Consider the following 19,512-nt stretch of genomic DNA (forward strand, 5'->3'; position numbering starts at 1 on the left):
CATCTGTTAGGTACGCTGAGACTATTTAAACTGCCACCTAGAAGAGAAGATAGGCGATACCCAAGAGCGATAAAGCCTAAGCCATCAAAGTACCCACATAAAAAAAGAAATGCCAGTCAGCTTAACTGACTGGCATTGGCCCTAAGGCGCCTAGATTTAGGAGTATTTATTTTCTGCGGATACTAAAGTTATCTGGACCTCTACTTGTAATAGATTGAGCAAGGCTCACTTCCTCGATATCCATTACTTGTACTCGCTCTTTAGTGTGAACTACCTCAGCATCTAAAGATTGCTCTTCGTGTATCAGGTAGAAATGATCGCCAATTTGGCCCCCGTTATGATCTATATCAGCTTGGTGTAAGCTGTATTGCTTATTACCTGCACGAGTTTCTAGAGTACCCGTTGTACCTGAGCCAGGAAGAATCGCAAAGTAAGCAACACGTTCATTACGGTGGCCTTCATTTAGAGTATCTTGCTCATAAAATGCGGCACTAAAACCTGCATTATTTAAGCCTGCAACGCGCGTATAAACTGTATGAGGGCCATTAAAAGTTTGTGTTTGCAAGAATATATGTGGTTTTGCTGTAAATGCTTCGCTAAATTCTACCGCTTTATAAGCTTTAGTATCGTTTAAAATAAAGCTGCCAATTTCAACGATAGTACCATCGCTCATTGTGTAGCGACCTTCGTCCATTGTTAAGAAGTCAAACGACTCAATATTAGGGTGACCTTGGCCGTCTTGCAGATATTGCCACTCTTGGAAAGATACAGAATATCCCGTTGGTGATACGTCAGTTAAACGGTTTGTACCACCGTGTTTACCATTAAATGTTGGCGCAGAGGTAAATACAGCTGGTGCGGTAAATTCTTGATCACCAAAGTCATAACTTTTCCAGTTGCTATCTAGCTGTTTAATCACTGCTTCTGAATAGTAAGGGATTAGTTCACTCGGTAATGAGCAGCTAGGCTCTACATCACATGCTACAGCATTTTGCGTATTGGTCGTTAAGTCGTTAATGCGAACTGGTAGTGTTGCTACAAGGCAGGTTTCGCCTGAGTACGGATCTAAACGGTATAGCTTAGATTCGTTTTTATCGCCATGGTCATTGATGACAGAGCGGCTGATCACAAGGTCGCCATTGTTATTAACTGTCGCACCACCTACCGCGATTAGCTCATGTTTTGAAAGCTCGGTAGCCGCAAAGCTTGTGCGGTCAATACTGTAAACTGAGGTTGTGGTTATTAGCAAAAGCTCGCCATTTTTAACGACTAAATCAGCGCGGCTTAAGCCATCAATGTCGCTAAAATCTGCAAGTACAGTTGCTTCGCCAGTGTTTTTATTAATGCTATATAGCTTGGTAAAACTAACTGCAAGTAGTGAATCAGAGCTTGCATCATAGGTCATACCAATTACAGATTTAGTTGTACCAACCACAACATGTTCACCTGTTGCATGATCTAAATAGGCTAAGCGACTATATTTGAATTTATCGGCACGAATAGGTAGGTGAGAATACTGCTCATCACTAACATCAAGGTGACTAACATCAACTTTGTACTGTAGCGGAATAGGTGATGAAGCATAATAAGTACGGTTTGTTGAGGCATCATAAGCAATCGCAGCAGAACTAAACTGGGCGATTGAATGTGCCGTAGCCGATTTGTTTTGCTCGTCAAGGCTAAATACAACACCGGTTTCACCACGGCCTGAGTTCATTGCAAAAATTTCGCCCTGACAGCTTGCTGCCACAGCATTTGATGCAGCGAGTGTACTTGCAACTGCAAGGCTTGAAAGTAACAAGTTAGTTTTTATCGACATAAGTAAATCCCACTATTAGGTTTATTCCGACACAAAGAGATAAGACCACTTTGTATTAATAGTGAGCATTATAGTGAGAACCCTCACTTTACGAATGCCGATAAAAGCTGTTTTTAAGTCTGAAACTTAATCTTTAAGTACTAAAAAATGCATATTTAATGTTAAATTAGCTGTTTTTCTGACTTTTCTGATCCTCAGAATTACTCGACATTGAGCTGCCAACCGAAGCGGTAATCACTAATAAAATAGCTAACCATTGCCACAGGCTTAAAAATTCACCTAGGATTATAAAGCCAGCCAGTGCTGCAATGGCTGGCTCTAGGCTCATCATAATGCTGAAGCCTTGCGCTGGCATATTGCGTAGTGCCACCATTTCTAAGGTATAGGGCAGTGCACTTGACATGACTGCCACTAAAATACCGAGCGGTAACACTTCCCAACTCAATAGTGCAGCGCCTTGAGAAGCAGCACCATAAGGCACAAGTACAATCGCGGCGACGCTCATTCCCATGGCAACGGTCATTCCGCCTGAGCCTTGGTTTCCGGTCTTTTTACCAAACAATATATAAAACGCCCAACAGGCACCCGCCGCCAGGGCTAAAATAACACCTACAGGGTCGAGGCTGTCTTCGCCTTTCATATCGGGTAATAATAAAATAATGCCAGCAATGGCGCAGGCTACCCAAAATAGGTCGCGTTTTTTACGTGACGAAAGCAGAGCAACCGCAAGGGGGCCAGTAAACTCTAGCGCAACACCTATCCCCAAAGGAATACGTTCAATCGCGTAATAAAACAGAATATTCATGCCACCTAAACTCAAGCCATAAACGATGATAGGCATACGTTGCCCAATAGGTGGAAATGCGCGCCAAGGTTTAAACACAAGGCACAAAATAGCAGCTGAAAAGCCTAAGCGCAGTGCGGTGGTGCCTTCAGGGCCAATTAAAGGGAATAATTGCTTTGCAACGGAGGCACCAGATTGAATGGTAACCATTGCGAGAAGCACGCAAATAACAGCAATAAAAAACGGTGGAATGGTGCGCTGCATCACTGTCCTTATGAAAGTTAATAGCTCAAGTTTGCGGCGATTCTACTGATGTTTTATTGGAGAAGAAATGTTTTTCGTTAAACGGACACAGATTTTCGATAAAGCAAAATTATGGGTATCAAATTGCTTTGATACCCATACTCAGAATGCTTAAGCTCGACTTGCTTGTTCAAAGGCTGGCATGATGTTTTGCGTGGTCTGTTTTTGTTGCTGGCGTTTGGCCATTTTAAAGAAAATAGCAGCAAATACAGCAGCGACAATGTCGACTATATAACTTGAGTAAAAAAGCGAATTAACGTCACTTGAGGCAAGTTTTAAAAGTGTAGATAACACCATCAACGCACACAGGCTCGCTAGCATGTAAAAGCCAGCAGTGGTTGCCTTTTGTACAGGCTTTAAGAAGCTATATATCACAAAAGCAAAAAATGCTGCGTAGTAACTGTATAGGGTTGCGTAGTTTGTGTTGCTCACAAGAGTAGGTAGCCATTTGGCAGCAACGAGTGTGAAAGCAACGGCTATCATAGACCCTAAACAAACACCAATAGTGAGCCTAGCCATAAACAAGGTACTGCGTTTATTGGGATCTTTTTTAAAGCGTTTATCTATCCACAGTAGATTACCTGAATAGAATAAGAAGGCGCCTAGTAACCCCATAATAAAGTAGCCCCAACGACCCCAATCTCCACCATAGGTGCCAAAATGGAGTGAGAAAATACTGGCAACCATGTTACCCCACACCGCATCTTCGCCTTGCGGGTAGCTTGAGTTAACCACTTCTAGCGTGTATGGGTTCATAAATAAGTAATCGGTATCCGGGCCACGTACTACCGCATTATTGTTACTCATCATAAACACCGCAGAAGGTGATGCCGAATTTAAATTACTATAGCGAATGTGGATAGGCTCATAGCCGGGAGCATAGTTTTTCGCTGCGAGTACTTGCTCATTAATACGTGGTAAGTTTTCAATATGAAAACTTTGCGCGGCAGGTGCAGGGCGCTGAAACAATGGCTTACCATCATAAAATTGCGCTAAACCACCATAAATAAAATCATGAAACGCAAACACCACCACAGTAAATGCAATGACTAAGTGAAATGGTAAACTGGCGATACCAATAAGGTTATGGCTATCTAGCCAGAATCGACTTGGCCCTTTTTCTTTTCGCAGTGCAAAAAAGGTTTTAACTAATGTCGGCAGTAAAATTATTACCCCAGAGACCAAAGCTAAAAAATACAAAATACAGGCAATACCAAGAATATAAACACCAGATTGGTCATGACCAATTTCGCCTATAAAGCCTGCTGTACGGTGTAAATAATCAACTAAATCGGCAAGTTCGTTTTCGGTTTGTGCGCTGACGTTTAAAGTGCCATCAGCATTTAGGTGTGCGAAGTTAAGTTGTTTATCAAGCTCCATGCCTCGGGCATTGCCTTTGATATACCACGAAAGAGGTGCATCTTGGGTATGTAAATCAAGGTTAAAGCCTTTGGCAAGTTGTTCGCCTTGCTCATTAATTGCCGTATCTACTAGCGTTTGGTAGTCATAATTAGAGCTGGTGACTTTAGGGGCTTGAATAGGTGCTGCCCATTGCTGTATTTCATGTTTGAACATGGTCAAACTGCCCGCATAAAAACCAATAAACAGCACTAAACCTGCAATGATGCCTGTCCATGTATGGACACCTTGATAGGTGCGAAGAATATCCGATCTTACTTTCATGATGCACTCCTTAGCATAAAAAACACGCCATAAAGCAGCACAGTTAAGCTGCCAAGGACAAGCCACGCTTGTTTTGCTGAGTTGAATAAATAACTAAAACTAAAAATGGTTAGCCAAACAGGCGTGATCATCCACATGTTAAATTGCACTTTATCGCGAGCATCAATGCCTCCTGGGCCATACCAAGCAAAAAAAGCAACGAAAATAAATGAGAGTGCCAGCCCTAAGAATGTACCTGCTAGGGTTTTTCCTAACCAAGTCGGCTGGCGTTTAGATGAGCTTGTCATGAATTATCCTTTTCTTTGCAGCAGGCTAATAAAAGGGATCAGCATCAACATTAGCATGATGCTAAAGATGATGAAGAACACGGTTGCCGTGGTTGAAAACTGTTGAAGGGCAAGTATTAGTGCGCAAACGGTTAACGTAATTGAAAGTAATCTCCATTGTTTTTTAATTGGTTTTTTTAAGAATCGCTGCTGCTTTCTGGTGCAGTAGAAAATACTGACAGCGAAAACGACAAGCAGGGTAACGGTAAAAATGAGCATAAGATTATAGTTGTAGTTGATGTTAAATGTCATTGTAAATGATAACTAAACTCAATTGCAATATCATTAAGCTTGTGTTAATTTCCTAGCGCTTTTTTATCAAACTTAATTTGTTTAATTCTAATAATCTCTTACGGGGAAAGGACATTGGCTACTGCATTTAAACTTAATTCACTCACCAAAGTTATGCTTACATCATTACTTGTTACGCAAGGCTCAGCATGGGCTGACGACCAAAGCAGTCGAAAATCCATGGATACCATTGTTGTTACAGGTGAAAAAACAGAGAAGTCACTTAAAGAGACCATGTCGTCAGTGGCGGTTGTTGATAAGTCGCTTTTAGAAAACGGCCAACTTGCGTCGATATCTGAAGCACTATCAGAAATGGCGAACGTTGTAGTTTTAACAGGCTCGGTGCCAGATATGCGAGGCGTATCTGGTAATGGTGGTGCAACAGGTTTTAACTCATTTAGTGGTGGCTCAAAGGCTCGTGTTTCAACCTTGATTGATGGTGTTAGCCAACCGTTTGTAGCCGATTTAACCGGTGATACGGGTCTGTGGGATGTAGAACAAATTGAAGTTTACCGAGGGCCGCAATCAACCAGTAATGGTCGTAACAGTATTGCGGGGGCTGTCTACATGACAACAAAAGCACCTACTCAAGAATTTGAAGGAGCAGTACGTGTCGGTTATCGTAACCAAGATAGCTACCTAGATACTGCCGCAGTGGTATCAGGGGCGTTAGTTGAAGATGTATTAGCATTTCGTTTATCAACTCAGTATGTTGATGGCGAAACGTTTTCGAATCCACCGGTATACGAAACAAATCCAACTGATCGTGAATTAAACAAGCTAAATACCAGCAGCACACGCGCTAAATTACTTTACACACCAAATGAAGATCTTGCTGTACAGCTAACTTATTCAACTTACAGTGAAGAAGGTAATTCGGGTCGTAAATACTTTTTAGCGGATGAGCCATTTGATTATGAGCCGCTATATCAACGTATTATGGATACTGAATCTGAAACCACGCAAGTAAATGTTGATTACAAGATTAACGATGATTTATCGTTAGATGTTTTAGTTGCTTACATGGATTACAAATGGGGCTTTGAAGCATACGAGCCACTTGAAAGCGCAGAATCTGACGTATCAATGGATGAGAGTAATATCACTGTAGATTCTAAACTTAACTTTGGTTTAAGCAATGATTTTTACTCAGGCTTCATTGGTCTTGCTTACTTTGATCGTGACCAAGACTTTGAAAGTGTGGGAGCAACAAACTATTACGGCGACGATAGCAGTAAATCGACCGCAGTCTATGGTGAAACAAGCTTTAACCTAAGCCGCGAATTAACATTAACAGCGGGTCTGCGTATTGAGCGTGAAGAACAATTACGTAATTTCAATATGGCATTTCGTGGTGATATGCTCGTTGAGCAACTTGATAATTCACACACACTTCGTTTACCAAAGCTCGCGATTCAATATGATATTAGTGACGAAACGACATTATTTGCTAGTGCACGTCGTGGCTACAACGCGGGTGGTGGCGCACTCGATTTTACTGCTGAAGATTATTACTACTACGACGAAGAAACCGTTAATACCTATGAAATTGGTTCGCGCAGCGTTTTAAATAATGGTGACATGAATATCAGTGCTAATGTGTTTTACAATAACTTCAACGGTTATCAAGCGCTTAGCTCAGCACGTAAAATCACTAATATTGAAGATGCTCATAGCTATGGTTTAGAAGTTGAAGCTTACAGCATGTTGGGCGATCAGTGGCAGTTACATGGCGGTTTCGGTTTATTGAAAACTAAAATTGATGAATCATCAGCCTTTCCTGATGCCGTTGGCAATGATTTAAACTCTGCACCGGAGTTAACGGCGAGTTTAGGTCTGTCGCATTGGTTTACCGATAGTCTAAAAGTGAATTTAAGTGCCAATTATGTTGATGAGTTTTATGGCGACTTAACAAACACAGAAGAGCGCGTTGCAGGTGATTACACCATTACGCGTTTATCGATGACTTATGATACTGAACAATGGTTGATAAGTGCCTTCATCAACAACGCCTTAGATGAAGAAGCATATACCTCACAAGAACCTGTCAGTGGTCGTTACCCACAAGGCTATGTGGCAGTGGTTAACCCGCAAACTATCGGTGCATCTGTTACTTACCGATTTTAAACTAATCGCTAGTCGCTGAGCTTGATCAGCGACTAGCTTAATTTAAAGCGATTAATTTGCCCGTTTAAGTTATTCGCCAAGTTAGCCAGCTTACTCGATGAGTCCGAAATGCTTTGCGTTTGTTGCTGCGACTTTCGACTGGTGTCTTGTACTTCGTTTAAACGCTGGGCGATTTCTTCTGTTACTTGAGATTGCTGCTCAGATGCAGAAGCTATGGTCATATTGGCATCAGAAATGGCTTTTGCTTGTATGCTAATTTCATCGAGCATATGGCCCACTTTTTCTGAGTTTATCACCGCTTCTTTAATTTGATTATCGCTAGAGCGTATCCTCTGCGTCACAGCATTGGTTGCAGATTGTAATGAGTCAATTTTATCTTGGATCTCAAGAGTAGAGCTTTGTGTGCGACTAGCCAAAGTTCTTACCTCATCAGCAACAACGGCAAAACCTCGGCCTTGTTCACCTGCTCTCGCAGCTTCGATTGCGGCATTAAGTGCCAATAAATTAGTTTGTTCGGCTATATTACTGATAACACTTAAAATAACCGTGACTTCATTCACAGAGGACTCGAGTTGGTTAAGGTCTGTTAGTGATTTGGTGAGTGTATCGGCCACTGATTCAACAGAGCTAACTCCTTGTTGTACAACCTGTAGACCTTCTTGGGTTTTCTGATTAGCTGCGGTGGCACTGCTTGCCGCTTCTGCACAGTTTTGAGACACTTCTTTAACGGCCGTTGAGTTTTCATAGACTGAGCTTGAAATCACCTCAATCGCTTGGCTTTGAATATCATTTAGCGTTTTAGCTTGCTGTGAAATTTCATCTAGGCTTTTTGCTGCCACTTGCGCTTGCTCTGATTGATCATGTATCTCTTTAAGAAGCTGAGATAGCTTATCAACCATAATATTAAAGCTGCTCGCAAGCTGGCCTATTTCGTCATCGGCTTTGTGGTCAATATAACGAGATAGATCCCCTTCAGAGATACGCTTGGCTTCAGCAATCAAGGCATGGGTTGCTTTAATTACCTTTTTCTCTAATTGCCAGTAACACAATATCAAGGTAGCAATAATAGTCAGGACTAAAACTGTGCTAATTAAACTCAAGGTAACCACACGGTCGTGATTTCCTTTGACTTCAGCCGCACTTTTTTTCTCAATAGAGCTTAAAAACGCTTGCACAGGTTGCTGAATTTTCTCAACTTCTGCCATGTAAGCATCGTTGGTTAAAAGCTCGATAGCTTGCACCCACCTTTTATGCTCGCTAGGGGTTAAGTTATTGGTATCTCGGCCAAGCAAATCACTGACCAAGCTAAATGCTTTTTCTTCTGTTTCAACTAATTTAAGTGATAAGTCGTTAGATTTTTGCAAGAGGGCTAAATCATCAGCGGCTACATTAAACGCTCTTAAACGCTGTTCATAGCTTTTCTTTTCGCCATTTAGCCAAGCTGCTTTGCCTTGAATTTGATCAACAAGTTGATGGTATTCAGCTTCATAGCGAGGATCTAAGGTTACAACATGTTGACGAGCAAGTTCTGTAAGGTGAATCGAGTTTGAAGATGAAAACTTAGCAAGATGACTTAGTTCATAACGCTGTTGGGCCGACTCCATACTTTCGTCTTGGCCTGATTGCAAAAATAGAATAATGAGGAGTAGGCCTGCTGCAAGGGCAATGGTTGCTGTGAAAACAGCTCTGAGTAAAAAGCGAATAGTCAAAATATTACCCTTCTCATTGAAAGTAAATATTATTAACCATAGTACAAAAATCTAATTTCAATAAAAATTACGAGTAAGTTAATTAGAGGTCATCATTTAAGCTTGTAATAAAGAGGCTTAAAATGACAAGGGCAGTGTCAACTGCCCTTGAATATTAAATTTATTGGTCGGCGGGGTACACAACGCCAAGTTGGCTTCGCGCTTCATCAAGCACCGCCATAACTTGTTTTGACAGCGTATGAGTATTAACTGAAGACTCAATTTGTCCGGCATTCGCTGCTTGAATAAAGTGGCTTACTTCATGGCGCATAAAGTGTTCATCAAATGGCTCAGAGAGTTCTTCAACCGTGCCATCGTTACCTATGTATTGCATACGCTTTAATAAAGAGACTGCTTCTATACGAATACGGCCTTTTTCACCTTGTATCTCAGTAAAATTATCGCCTTGCGAGATTTTCGAATAGCTGATCACCGCTTGCTTATCTGCGTAATTTAATAATACATCGCCAGCTCCATCAACGCCGGTCTCAAGTAACACGCCGCTGGCTTTTACAATCTGAGGCGCGCCCCATAATGCGAGTAAAATATACAGCGGATAGATACCTAAATCGACTAATGCACCGTTAGCAAATTCTGGCAAGAAAGTATTTGGTCGCTCGCCATTTTTATATTTATCGTAACGTGATGAGTACTGACTATATTGACCAATATATTTGCGGGGTGTGCCAATCTTTGCAATTGCATTTTTTAAGCGTGCGAAGTTTGGTAAATGGGTGGTCATCATCGCTTCCATGTATAAGCGTTGATGTGTTTTGGCCGCCTGAATGATGGCCTCAAGTTCTTTACTATTAGCAGCCGAAGGCTTTTCACCTAAAACATGTTTACCGGCTTTTAAACACATTACAGCATAGTCTTTGTGTAAGCTATTTGGCGCAGCAATGTAGACGGCATCGACTAATGGGTCTTCGCATACTTGCTCAATATTGGTAAACACCTTAGCCTTTTGAGCATCGTGCTTTGCAAGGAAAGCCTCGCCTGTTTGCTGCTCTCGAGAGCACACACCATATAAGGAGAATTGTTCAATTTGTTTAGCTGCACTCAGTAGTGTATCGCTTATAAAATTGGTACCTACAATCACAAAGTTCATGGTTACTCCTCGCTGTTTTGTGCAAGCCATGCTTGCCAATCCTGTTCAAACTTTTCCATTTGTTTATGTTTTTTGCTTAACAAATGTTTGTCTTCATCTTCTTGAGCCATATAAGGGCCTACGCGGCATAATGCACAGTGTTTATCACCTAAATAAGCGGGTAAAGTCAGCTTTACAGTAATGCTATTGTCAGCTTTTTTGCTAAATACATAGGTAATGCCACTGGTGTCTTTAACGTGTTTATCGCGGTCTACATTGCGAATTTTATAGCCTGGGAATAAATTAATATCGAATGGCATTTGCCCTAGATAATGGCAGTTTAGCCCTTGATTTAAGCTGCCTTCAATATTCCATTCGCGGTAAGGTTTTACATCCTTAGAGGTGATGTAGCAGAGCATTGGGCCGTTTTTATCTAATGCGAACTGGCTTGCGTAGTCTAGGTAGCGATGCAACAAAGCACGGTTTAAAACATTCATACCACCTTGTTGGGTATTTGCTTTAAATGCAGCTTCACCTTTAAACGCGGGTATAAGTGGAAATTGAAAAATAACCACATCAAAACAAGCGCCATCTAAGCGCTGCCACGAGTCTGGCTTTGTTACATCAAACTCGGTGAGTGTTTCAATGTTAAGTAGTCGCAAGGCGCTAAGTGCATTGTCGGCATATTTTTGTTCTATGGTGTTTGCATCATCATAAGTTGAAGCAACAAGCTTGGCCGGTTTTATATAACGCGCAATAGAGTGTGAAAATGATAAATCACCATCGCCAACCGTTAATATGCGCCAACTAGGGTCTAAAAACATGTTGTTATTTGCCTTGTGCTGGCGCTGTTTCTTGTGCGATTTCAGGGCAAAGGGCTAAGCGAGTTTTAAGCCCTTCAATGGCTATTTGCTTAAAGATTAAGTTAAAACTAATCAATACGGCAATAACGATATGAATAGGACCATGGGTAAAACCCGCGTCTGTGTCAAAAAGCATTAAGCCGAATAACAAGAACATGGTAGCTAAAAATATTTCAATCAACTGATTTGAATATAGCTTTAAATTGCCTTGGTTTTTATGATCTTTTTTAATGTGAATCGCACAAAAAAACGGGATCACTTTTATTTTAAAGTGAGCGTTTTTTTCTACGTAATTTTCGCCAAGGTGGTCTAGTTTAGCGCGCAGTTGATCTATCATAGCAAGTCCTTAAAAAACTGAGCCGCGGATGTTACCGCAAACGCAAGAAAAGGGCTACTCAGGATAGATATTCATGCCAATTACAAATATGTGGCATACAAATACCACAGACGTTAAAACAAAACGCATTTTTTGATAATCAACGTGATAGGTTTGCCACTGCGGTGAGCTTTTTTCAAATAACAGCACTAACCAAAAACTTGCTGCGAGCCAGACTAGAGTCCAAGTTGCTGGTAAAAAGCTTAAAAAGCCAATCGGTAAGATAGGAATAATTGCTTTAATAGCATCAGCATGCGTTTGCTGACCTGCATGCCATAAATTGCCAGCCATAAAGGCTAAAATAGCGATGCTATAAAAAGTGAAAAAGTCTAAATTGACGGCATTACTTCCAGCAATAAGTGGCCAACCTACGCAGCCTAAAAATGGTAGTAAACCTAAGTAACCAAGTTGAATGTGATTAATAAACTTTTCCATAATGACCTTTAAACCGCTTAAATTAAAAAGCATACCTAACGGTATGCTTTATTTAATAACTATTTTATACCAGTTAGGCGGCTAAAACGATCGCTTTATTATTGGCGTAATTCTCGACGTAGAATTTTGCCAACCGTCGATTTAGGCAATTGTTCCATAAAAATGATTGATTTAGGCACTTTGTAAGCACTTAAGTTTTCGCGGCAATAGTCACTCACCTGTTGCTCATCAATCTGCTCTTTTAAAGTAATGTAGGCACAGACACGCTCACCGGTTTTTTCATCTTTTGCACCAATAACGGCTGCTTCACAGATAGCTGGGTGCTGACAAAGTACGTTTTCAACTTCGTTAGGGTACACGTTAAAGCCAGAAACAATAATCATGTCTTTTAAACGGTCTACAATTTTGTAATTACCACTTGGTAGTTTTAGACCCACATCACCGGTTTTGAAAAAACCTCGCTTCATACATTTGTCGGTTTCATCTTGGCGCTGCCAATAACCCATCATCACCTGCGGGCCTTTAACAACAATTTCGCCAGACTCACCGTCAGCAACAGGCTCGTCGTTTTCATCCCAAATTTCCACAGTAGTGTTTGAGAGTGGGCGGCCAATGCTGCCAATTTCTTCTTTTTTAAAGTCGTTTAAGGTTGCAACAGGCGAGGTTTCTGATAAGCCGTAGCCTTCTGTGATTGTACAACCTGTGGTGTTCATCCACGCATCAGCTGCAGCATGTGTTAAAGCTGCGCCCCCTGAAACGGTCATTTTTAGGTTTGAAAAATTAAGTGCTTTAAACCCTGGGTGCATACACAAGCCAATAAATAAGGTGTTAATACCTGAAAAGTAATTAATCTCAAATGGTTCGATTTGTTTTACTAACGCATCTAAATCACGAGGATTTGGGATCAGTACGTTAAATTGCCCCATGGCAAATAGGCCAACCATATTCACTGTAAAGGCGTAAATATGATAAAGCGGAAGCGGGCAAATACCCGTTTCTTGGCCGGGCTTTAAAATGTCATCAAAGCGCTCATTCATTTGCTCGGCATTGGCTAAAATGTTGCCATGACTAAGCATCGCTGCTTTGGCAACCCCTGTGGTACCACCGGTGTATTGTAAAACTGCAATATCGTCACGACTTGCTTGATGAGCGTCAAGAGGAGCGAGTCTTTCACCTTGGCGAATGAGTTCGTTTAACGAAAATTGACCCTCTTGCAATGTTGGCTCAGCAACAGCCGCTGCAACAATAACTGTTTTGATCGACGTATCATTGATAACCGTTGCTAATTTATCGGCAAGAGCATCAAGAATAACAATGGCTTTAACATCTGCATCATTAAACTGATGTAGCATTTCACGGGCAGTATAAAGCGGGTTGGTATTGACTACGATTAAACCTGCACGAAATGCTGCATAGGTAACGATAGGGTAATCAACAATATTAGGTAGTTGAATGGCTATTCTGTCTCCAGCAACAAGACCACTTTGTTGTTGAAACCACTGTGCCAAATAGCGAGACTGTTGTTCAACTTGGGCATAGCTGAGTGTTTTACCTGCACTGTTATAGGCAGGAAGGTCGGCATAAGTCTGACAAGTATGCTCTATTAATTGCGTTAGGTTATCATGTGTGTTCATGGGGATTCCTTAGCGTGTTGTTCTTATTAATTGTTGTTTTATGAGGCGATCCATCACAGAACCCATTATCCAATTCGGTAAGTAACGACTCATGATATAGGTTAGTTTAGATTGTAAGCTTAGGATCACCATTAATTTTTGTTTATCTAAGCTGCGCAAAATGTGTTTTGCAGTATTGGCTGGGTTTGTTATGGCTTTAGATGTTTTGCTTGAGCAAATTAAGCTGATTTTTATGTTGTTTGGCTTAAATTTCTTGCGTAGCTTTTTGGCTAAAATCAAGGCGTTTGGCTCTGGCGTAAATTTAGTTGCATCAATAAGGGGGGATGTAATTGCTAGGTGGCCATTCATGCTTAAGTGTGGCGTAATTAGTGTTGCAAAGTGCTGACAAGCAATACTATTTTCTTTACTTAGTTGCTCATTGATATTGCAGCTAAAAATAGCTAAATCAGGGTTTCCTATCGCTGCGATTGCATTATTTACTTGAGTTTGCAGTGCTTCATTATCGCAGATATGCGTAGCAAAATACTCAATGTATTGGTAATCATCAGCAAGCTCACTTAACGATTGTTTTGTTTGTTCGTTGAAATGTACGTCAAATAACGCGACATCGTCACCACGGCTAATATATTGCTTTGCCAATTCGAACCCAATGCCACTGTTGGCACCGGTAATAAACACTCTTCTTAACATTGCACGACCACTAATTAGCGAAACTAGCTAGTCAATATATATAAATTGTTAACAGAAAACTTAGCTTTAAACGACTCGTTTTTAACTTTTTGCGCCATTAGCTCGAGTGTGACTTACGATAATCTTTTGGTGGAATGCCATACCAGCGCTTAAAAGCGCGAGTAAACTCGCTGTAATTAGAAAAGCTTAAGATATCTGAGATGTTCGATAAACTGAGGCTAGATTCTGTTAAATATTGGTGTGCTAGATTACAGCGTACATCATCAACTAATTCACGAAAGGTTGTGTCATGCTTTGTTAAGTGACGCTGCAAGCTGCGAGCACTCATTGATAGCTTTTCGGCTATTAGGTTTACGCCAAATTCTTCGTGGAGTAAGTATTGCTTGATCAGTACTTCAACATGATCTGCAATGTTTTCACGTTTTTTGTCTGCTGGCTGTCCAAGCTGTTGGCTAAGTATAGAAAACAACTGCTTATCTGAATTCTTAATAGGGAGCTTTAGGTATTTTTTCTCAAATACTACTGCCGTGTGTGCACAGTTAAATATTGGAATTTGCCCTAGCGCTTGGCGATAAACACTTTGGTTGTCATCACAGCTATGGGGAAGCTCCAAACGAGACAGTTTTATTTGATCATCGGTTAACTGCTTTAATAAATTGACCCCAACACTTAAGGCTAAGTCGGCACCATGATAAACACTTACCTTTAGGCTAGTGCGAACTAAAAAAGATAGCTTTACATAGTCTTGGTCTACTTCAAGGAGTAAGTCAGCGCTATTTTGATGAACATGATAGTACTTAGTTAAATTTTTTAGCGCCATTTCAAGGGTGTCGCAATTGCCCATCAAATAACCAACAGACCCTAAAATATTCAAGCTTTGCCAACGGCCTAATTCTAGCCCGAAATAGGGCAGGTTTAATTCCTTGGCCGTGAGTTCTAATAGCTGAATGAGTTGCTGATACTGCACAAAGTTATTGGCATCTTGTAATTGTTTTCTGTCTAAACCAACGCGCGATAGTAGTGCGTCAGGGTTCACCAATTTACTTTCGATCAGTTCAATATAGCCGTGTAGAGCAGATGCTCTAATTAGATCGGGTGCTTGTGTTAATCGGGGCATAGTGTGCTCTTTTTTAGTGCGTTGGCGTAAAAAGTAAAAAAAATTGCGTTAAAAGTAAAGTAATGCAGCTCATTAAAGTTTAACAATGTATTAACCATTTGGCCTGCTAGCTGCAATTAAGGCTGTAACGTGCTTAGAGGAACACACAATGAACTACTCAAAAGTTTTTATTAGTGGTGGTAATGGCTTTATTGGCCGGACACTTGCGCGCTACTTTAAGGCGCATGGAGTCGATGTATGCGGCGTTGATTTAACACCCTGTGAAGAATTTAACATTGTTGCAGGTAATTTGAATGAGCCAGCGAGTTGGCGCTCATTAATGAATGACTGCGTTTTAGTTATTCATACAGCGGCTATTGTTTCAAATGCGTTTAGCTATAAGCAAACATGGCAGGCGAATGTGGGTTGGACGAAAAACTTACTCGATGCAGCAATGGCTGTAAACACAGTAAAGCGCTTTATTCATATTTCATCGACGGCCGTCTATGGTAGTGATTGGCAAACTGATATTAAAGAAGATGCGCCTTTGTTCCCTGATGGCAGAGCCTATAACGATTCGAAAATGATGAGCGAGCATTTATCGCTAAGCTATCACGCCAGTAAAAAACTCAATGTCACAATAATTCGCCCTGGCGATGTCTATGGGCCCGGCTCAAGACCGTGGATAGCTTACCCATTACAAGAAATCGCCAAAGGCAAGTTTATGGTACCAGAGGGCATGTTTGGGCCTGTTTACATTGATGATTTAGTCAAAGGCATTTACCAAAGTGCTATGAGCGACGATGCAAGCGGTGAAATTTTTAATCTATCAGGCCCTGAGCAAGTGACTAATCAAGTTTATTTTAATTACTTGGCACAGGCACAAGGGAAAAAGCACGTCACAGTAGTGAATTTGGCTTTAGCGTTAAAGCTAACAGGGTTCATTGAGTGGTGTTATCACCTTGTTGGTAAAACCACAGATATCAATCCGTCGACCATGCGCATGCTAAGTCGTAAAAGTGCAGCGTACAGTAATGAAAAGGCGCAAAACATTTTTGGGTATAAACCAGAATTTACCTTACAGCAAGGTATGCAACATGCATTGCAGTGGGCGTATGAACAAGGGCTTTGTAAAGAAGAACCACGCACAGATACCGCCACAGCAAATTAAAGGCAACTAGTTAACTTATTGAAAGCAAGTGAAAAGAGGGCACACATATGGCATTACCAGATATTATTAATCATCAAGATTTCTTACTGACTATTCATACAAATGATGAAAAGCTAATTAAAAACGCTTTACCAGGCGTGCACATTTATCCACTCATGCTGGATTCTGAAAATGGGGTATGGGTATTACGTGTTTTATTTGAGCCGGGTACGGTTTTGCCAAAGCACTTTCATACTGGGGTTGTACATTTATATACCCTAGCAGGCAGCTGGCACTACACAGAATACCCTGACGATTTACAAGTGGCTGGTAGCTATTTGTTTGAGCCAGGCGGTTCGATTCATCAATTTCAGGTACCAGCAGACAACACTGAAGTGACCGATACCTTTATGGTGGTTATGGGATCTAACATTAACTTTGACCCAGATGGTAACTATATGAACATTATGGATGCAGGTTGGATTGAGCAAGTGATGTTAGCAGCCGCAAAAGAGCAAGGAATTGAGCCTAACTACATTAAACCAAAGAGTTTATATGGTTTTAGTAAGTAATTTTATTCCCTGAAGTGAAAGCCCTTGATTACATAAGTGATTGAGGGCTTTATAGTTTTTGGTATTTTCAAACTTTCAATCTAAAAAACAAATCAATTTAATCTAAACAATCAATTTTATTTTGATCGCTCACACCTCTATTGTATTAATCAAGCAGACGCAAGGCTGCGTTAATTAAACTTTTTTAAATACATCAATGAGGAATATTATGAGCACTTCATTAATTAACACAAAACTACAACCATTCAATGCAACAGCTTACCACAACGGTGACTTTGTAGAACTAACAGAAAAAGACGTGCTAGGTAAGTGGTCAATCTTCTTCTTCTACCCAGCAGATTTCACTTTCGTATGTCCTACAGAGCTAGGTGATGTTGCTGATTACTACGAGCAACTTCAAGAAATGGGTGTTGAAGTTTACTCAGTATCAACTGACACGCACTTCACTCACAAAGCATGGCACGATACGTCTGACACAATTGGTAAAATCAAATTCCCAATGATTGGTGACCCTACAGGTCGTATTACACGTAACTTCGGTGTGATGATTGAAGACGAAGGTCTTGCTCTTCGCGGTACATTCGTAATGAACCCTGAAGGCGAAATCAAAGTAATCGAAACTCACGACTTAGGCATCGGCCGTAGCGCGAAAGAGTTAGTACGTAAAGTACAAGCTGCACAGTACATTGCTAACCACGACGGTGAAGTATGTCCTGCATCATGGCAGCCAGGTGAAGAGACACTTGCTCCTTCACTAGACCTAGTTGGCAAAATCTAATTTGCCACAGCATTAAACGATAGCAAAGCTTTGCTTTGCTATCTCAATGCAACCTTAATTGCCCATCACAACTCACATTAAGCACATTAGCGGGTGATGGGCAGTTATCCCTAAAATTTTTCTAGATTATTTATTCTGAACTCAAGGGCTAAGCCATGTTAGATACGAATATCAAAAACCAATTAACAAGCCACTTTGCTTCTATTACCAGCCCTGTTGAGCTGCTTATCGCCTTGGATGACAGCAATAAATCAACAGAACTTAAAAACTTAGCAAACGATTTAGCTTCGTTAAGCGACAAATTTTCGGTGCGAGATAACCCTAGCCAAGATGTGCGTCGTCCATCTATGGTGGTATCTTCACCTATTAACAATACGCAAATCACATTTGCGGGTGTGCCTATGGGCCACGAATTCACCAGTTTGATCCTTGCTCTACTGCATACAGGCGGTCATCCAAGTAAGGCATCAGAGACTGAAATTGAACAAATTAAATCATTGCCTGGGCCGCTTAACTTTGAAGTGTATATTTCATTGAGTTGTCAAACATGTCCGCAAGTAGTGCAAGCACTTAACCTGATGGCGGCACACAATGAAAATGTTACGGCTACGATGATTGATGGCGCCTTGTTCCAAGACGAAGTGAACGAGCGTAATGTGTTAGCAGTACCGGCTGTGTACTTAAATGGTGAGTTATTCAGCCAAGGCGCTGTAAACCTGACTGATATCTTAAATAAAGTAGATACCAAAGCGGCTGCACGCCAAGCCGAAGCACTGAACGATAAAGAGTTATTCGATGTACTTGTTGTTGGTGGTGGCCCTGCAGGCGCTTCTGCGGCAATTTATTCAGCACGTAAAGGCTTAAATACGGGTGTGATTGCAGAGCGTTTTGGTGGTCAGGTATCAGACACATTAGCAATTGAAAACTTTATATCAGTTAAAGCGACCGAAGGCCCTAAATTGGTTGCACAACTTGAAGAGCACGTAAAAGAATACGATGTTGATGTAATGCAAAACCAACGTGCGGCATCGCTTACTAAGCAAGATAATTATCAAATTACGCTAGAAAATGGCGCGGTCTTAAATGCTAAGTCAGTGGTGTTAGCAACCGGTGCACGCTGGCGTGAAATGAACGTGCCAGGTGAGAAAGAGTATCGCGGTCATGGCGTTGCTTATTGTCCTCACTGTGATGGTCCGTTATTTAAAGGCAAAGCTGTAGCTGTTATCGGCGGTGGTAACTCTGGTATTGAAGCTGCAATCGACCTTGCAAACATTGTTGAGCATGTCACTGTGCTTGAATTTGCTGATACCTTACGTGCTGACGAAGTACTTATTCGTAAAGCAAATAGCTTAAACAACATTACTATTATCAAAAACGCGCAAACGACAGAAGTTGTTGGTGATGGTAAACGAGTAACAGGCTTAAGCTATATTGATCGCATCTCTGGCGATGAAAAATCACTTGAGCTTGCAGGTATCTTTGTGCAAATCGGCTTGGTGCCAAACACTGAATGGTTAAAAGGTTCAGCGTTATCACTGACTCGCTTTGGCGAAATCGAAATTGATAGCAAAGGTGCAACATCATTACCGGGTGTTTACGCGGCAGGTGATGCAACAACAACGCCGTTTAAGCAAATCATTATTGCTATGGGCAGTGGTGCAACGGCAAGCTTAGGTGCATTTGATTACTTAATTCGCCACAGCGATGAAACTCAAAGCACAGAAGATGCAGCCTAATTAGTTGCATAAAC

Annotated in this window: 17 protein-coding genes; 5 read left to right on the plus strand and 12 right to left on the minus strand. The window is 41.1% G+C overall.

Annotated features, from left to right (window positions below; genetic code table 11):
- Positions 1-166: 166 nt before the first annotated feature.
- The 4 genes from WA256_RS06370 to WA256_RS06385 all read right to left on the minus strand — a co-directional run bounded on the left by WA256_RS06370 (position 167) and on the right by WA256_RS06385 (position 4,876).
- Entirely contained in the window at positions 167-1,819 is a 1,653-nt protein-coding gene (locus tag WA256_RS06370) for a hypothetical protein (RefSeq protein ID WP_335989876.1), read from the minus strand.
- Between the two features lie 166 nt (positions 1,820-1,985).
- Positions 1,986-2,867, minus strand: coding sequence for an EamA family transporter (locus WA256_RS06375; protein WP_250660411.1), 882 nt, complete (start codon positions 2,865-2,867; stop codon positions 1,986-1,988).
- A 150-nt stretch (positions 2,868-3,017) separates the two neighbouring features.
- Positions 3,018-4,589, minus strand: coding sequence for a PepSY-associated TM helix domain-containing protein (locus WA256_RS06380; protein WP_335989880.1), 1,572 nt, complete (start codon positions 4,587-4,589; stop codon positions 3,018-3,020).
- Positions 4,586-4,876, minus strand: coding sequence for a hypothetical protein (locus tag WA256_RS06385; RefSeq protein ID WP_058584702.1), 291 nt, complete (start codon positions 4,874-4,876; stop codon positions 4,586-4,588). Before WA256_RS06385 ends, WA256_RS06380 begins: the two co-directional genes overlap by 4 nt.
- A gap of 444 nt (positions 4,877-5,320) precedes the next feature.
- On the opposite strand from WA256_RS06385, the gene WA256_RS06390 reads away from it, so the two are divergent.
- Complete coding sequence (locus WA256_RS06390) at positions 5,321-7,333, plus strand: TonB-dependent receptor (RefSeq protein WP_062565939.1); 2,013 nt, start codon at positions 5,321-5,323, stop codon at positions 7,331-7,333.
- Positions 7,334-7,365: 32 nt separating this feature from the next.
- Here the strand turns inward: WA256_RS06390 and WA256_RS06395 are convergent, their stop codons facing one another.
- From WA256_RS06395 to WA256_RS06430, 8 genes are all read right to left on the minus strand, one after another.
- Positions 7,366-9,042, minus strand: coding sequence for a methyl-accepting chemotaxis protein (locus WA256_RS06395; protein ID WP_062565768.1), 1,677 nt, complete (start codon positions 9,040-9,042; stop codon positions 7,366-7,368).
- A gap of 160 nt (positions 9,043-9,202) precedes the next feature.
- Entirely contained in the window at positions 9,203-10,189 is a 987-nt protein-coding gene (locus WA256_RS06400; RefSeq protein WP_335989888.1) for a Gfo/Idh/MocA family protein, read from the minus strand.
- A gap of 2 nt (positions 10,190-10,191) precedes the next feature.
- Positions 10,192-10,992 carry a class I SAM-dependent methyltransferase gene (locus WA256_RS06405; RefSeq protein ID WP_062565766.1) on the minus strand — a complete coding sequence of 267 codons (801 nt, stop codon included), beginning with the start codon at positions 10,990-10,992 and terminating at the stop codon, positions 10,192-10,194.
- Positions 10,993-10,996: 4 nt separating this feature from the next.
- Positions 10,997-11,368, minus strand: a complete 372-nt coding sequence (locus WA256_RS06410) for a hypothetical protein (protein ID WP_062565765.1) — start codon at positions 11,366-11,368, stop codon at positions 10,997-10,999.
- Between the two features lie 54 nt (positions 11,369-11,422).
- The gene (locus tag WA256_RS06415; RefSeq protein WP_062565938.1) at positions 11,423-11,842 is read right to left on the minus strand and encodes a DUF3429 domain-containing protein; all 420 of its coding nucleotides are present in this window, start codon (positions 11,840-11,842) and stop codon (positions 11,423-11,425) included.
- A 98-nt stretch (positions 11,843-11,940) separates the two neighbouring features.
- On the minus strand, positions 11,941-13,476 hold the full coding sequence (locus WA256_RS06420; protein ID WP_335989895.1) for an AMP-binding protein: 1,536 nt from the start codon (positions 13,474-13,476) through the stop codon (positions 11,941-11,943).
- A 9-nt stretch (positions 13,477-13,485) separates the two neighbouring features.
- On the minus strand, positions 13,486-14,166 hold the full coding sequence (locus WA256_RS06425; RefSeq protein ID WP_335989897.1) for an SDR family NAD(P)-dependent oxidoreductase: 681 nt from the start codon (positions 14,164-14,166) through the stop codon (positions 13,486-13,488).
- Positions 14,167-14,263: 97 nt separating this feature from the next.
- Positions 14,264-15,283, minus strand: a complete 1,020-nt coding sequence (locus tag WA256_RS06430) for an AraC family transcriptional regulator (RefSeq protein ID WP_335989900.1) — start codon at positions 15,281-15,283, stop codon at positions 14,264-14,266.
- A gap of 148 nt (positions 15,284-15,431) precedes the next feature.
- Here WA256_RS06430 and WA256_RS06435 point away from each other — a divergent pair, with 148 nt between their 5' ends.
- The 4 genes from WA256_RS06435 (at position 15,432) to ahpF (ending at position 19,498) form a co-directional block, all read left to right on the plus strand.
- Positions 15,432-16,433 carry an NAD-dependent epimerase/dehydratase family protein gene (locus WA256_RS06435; RefSeq protein WP_335989903.1) on the plus strand — a complete coding sequence of 334 codons (1,002 nt, stop codon included), beginning with the start codon at positions 15,432-15,434 and terminating at the stop codon, positions 16,431-16,433.
- A 47-nt stretch (positions 16,434-16,480) separates the two neighbouring features.
- Positions 16,481-16,984: a 2,4'-dihydroxyacetophenone dioxygenase family protein gene (locus WA256_RS06440; RefSeq protein ID WP_054562481.1), complete on the plus strand. Its 504-nt coding sequence runs from the start codon at positions 16,481-16,483 to the stop codon at positions 16,982-16,984.
- A gap of 208 nt (positions 16,985-17,192) precedes the next feature.
- Positions 17,193-17,762 carry an alkyl hydroperoxide reductase subunit C gene (gene ahpC, locus WA256_RS06445; protein ID WP_054553958.1) on the plus strand — a complete coding sequence of 190 codons (570 nt, stop codon included), beginning with the start codon at positions 17,193-17,195 and terminating at the stop codon, positions 17,760-17,762.
- 155 nt (positions 17,763-17,917) lie between these two features.
- Entirely contained in the window at positions 17,918-19,498 is a 1,581-nt protein-coding gene (gene ahpF, locus WA256_RS06450; protein ID WP_335989913.1) for an alkyl hydroperoxide reductase subunit F, read from the plus strand.
- Positions 19,499-19,512: the final 14 nt, after the last annotated feature.

Source organism: Pseudoalteromonas sp. CH_XMU1449-3 (assembly GCF_037027245.1).
GTDB classification, from domain to species: domain Bacteria; phylum Pseudomonadota; class Gammaproteobacteria; order Enterobacterales; family Alteromonadaceae; genus Pseudoalteromonas; species Pseudoalteromonas shioyasakiensis.

Excerpts from the sequence above, each read along its gene's own strand:
- WA256_RS06385 (WP_058584702.1), bottom strand. The coding sequence starts at position 4,876 with ATGACAAGCTCATCTAAACGCCAGCCGACTTGGTTAGGAAAAACCCTA.
- WA256_RS06430 (WP_335989900.1), bottom strand. The coding sequence starts at position 15,283 with ATGCCCCGATTAACACAAGCACCCGATCTAATTAGAGCATCTGCTCTA.
- WA256_RS06400 (WP_335989888.1), bottom strand. The coding sequence starts at position 10,189 with ATGAACTTTGTGATTGTAGGTACCAATTTTATAAGCGATACACTACTG.
- WA256_RS06410 (WP_062565765.1), bottom strand. The coding sequence starts at position 11,368 with ATGATAGATCAACTGCGCGCTAAACTAGACCACCTTGGCGAAAATTAC.
- WA256_RS06380 (WP_335989880.1), bottom strand. The coding sequence starts at position 4,589 with ATGAAAGTAAGATCGGATATTCTTCGCACCTATCAAGGTGTCCATACA.
- WA256_RS06390 (WP_062565939.1), top strand. The coding sequence starts at position 5,321 with ATGCTTACATCATTACTTGTTACGCAAGGCTCAGCATGGGCTGACGAC.
- ahpC (WP_054553958.1), top strand. The coding sequence starts at position 17,193 with ATGAGCACTTCATTAATTAACACAAAACTACAACCATTCAATGCAACA.
- WA256_RS06370 (WP_335989876.1), bottom strand. The coding sequence starts at position 1,819 with ATGTCGATAAAAACTAACTTGTTACTTTCAAGCCTTGCAGTTGCAAGT.
- WA256_RS06405 (WP_062565766.1), bottom strand. The coding sequence starts at position 10,992 with ATGTTTTTAGACCCTAGTTGGCGCATATTAACGGTTGGCGATGGTGAT.
- WA256_RS06375 (WP_250660411.1), bottom strand. The coding sequence starts at position 2,867 with ATGCAGCGCACCATTCCACCGTTTTTTATTGCTGTTATTTGCGTGCTT.
- ahpF (WP_335989913.1), top strand. The coding sequence starts at position 17,918 with ATGTTAGATACGAATATCAAAAACCAATTAACAAGCCACTTTGCTTCT.
- WA256_RS06420 (WP_335989895.1), bottom strand. The coding sequence starts at position 13,476 with ATGAACACACATGATAACCTAACGCAATTAATAGAGCATACTTGTCAG.
- WA256_RS06435 (WP_335989903.1), top strand. The coding sequence starts at position 15,432 with ATGAACTACTCAAAAGTTTTTATTAGTGGTGGTAATGGCTTTATTGGC.
- WA256_RS06415 (WP_062565938.1), bottom strand. The coding sequence starts at position 11,842 with ATGGAAAAGTTTATTAATCACATTCAACTTGGTTACTTAGGTTTACTA.
- WA256_RS06440 (WP_054562481.1), top strand. The coding sequence starts at position 16,481 with ATGGCATTACCAGATATTATTAATCATCAAGATTTCTTACTGACTATT.
- WA256_RS06425 (WP_335989897.1), bottom strand. The coding sequence starts at position 14,166 with ATGTTAAGAAGAGTGTTTATTACCGGTGCCAACAGTGGCATTGGGTTC.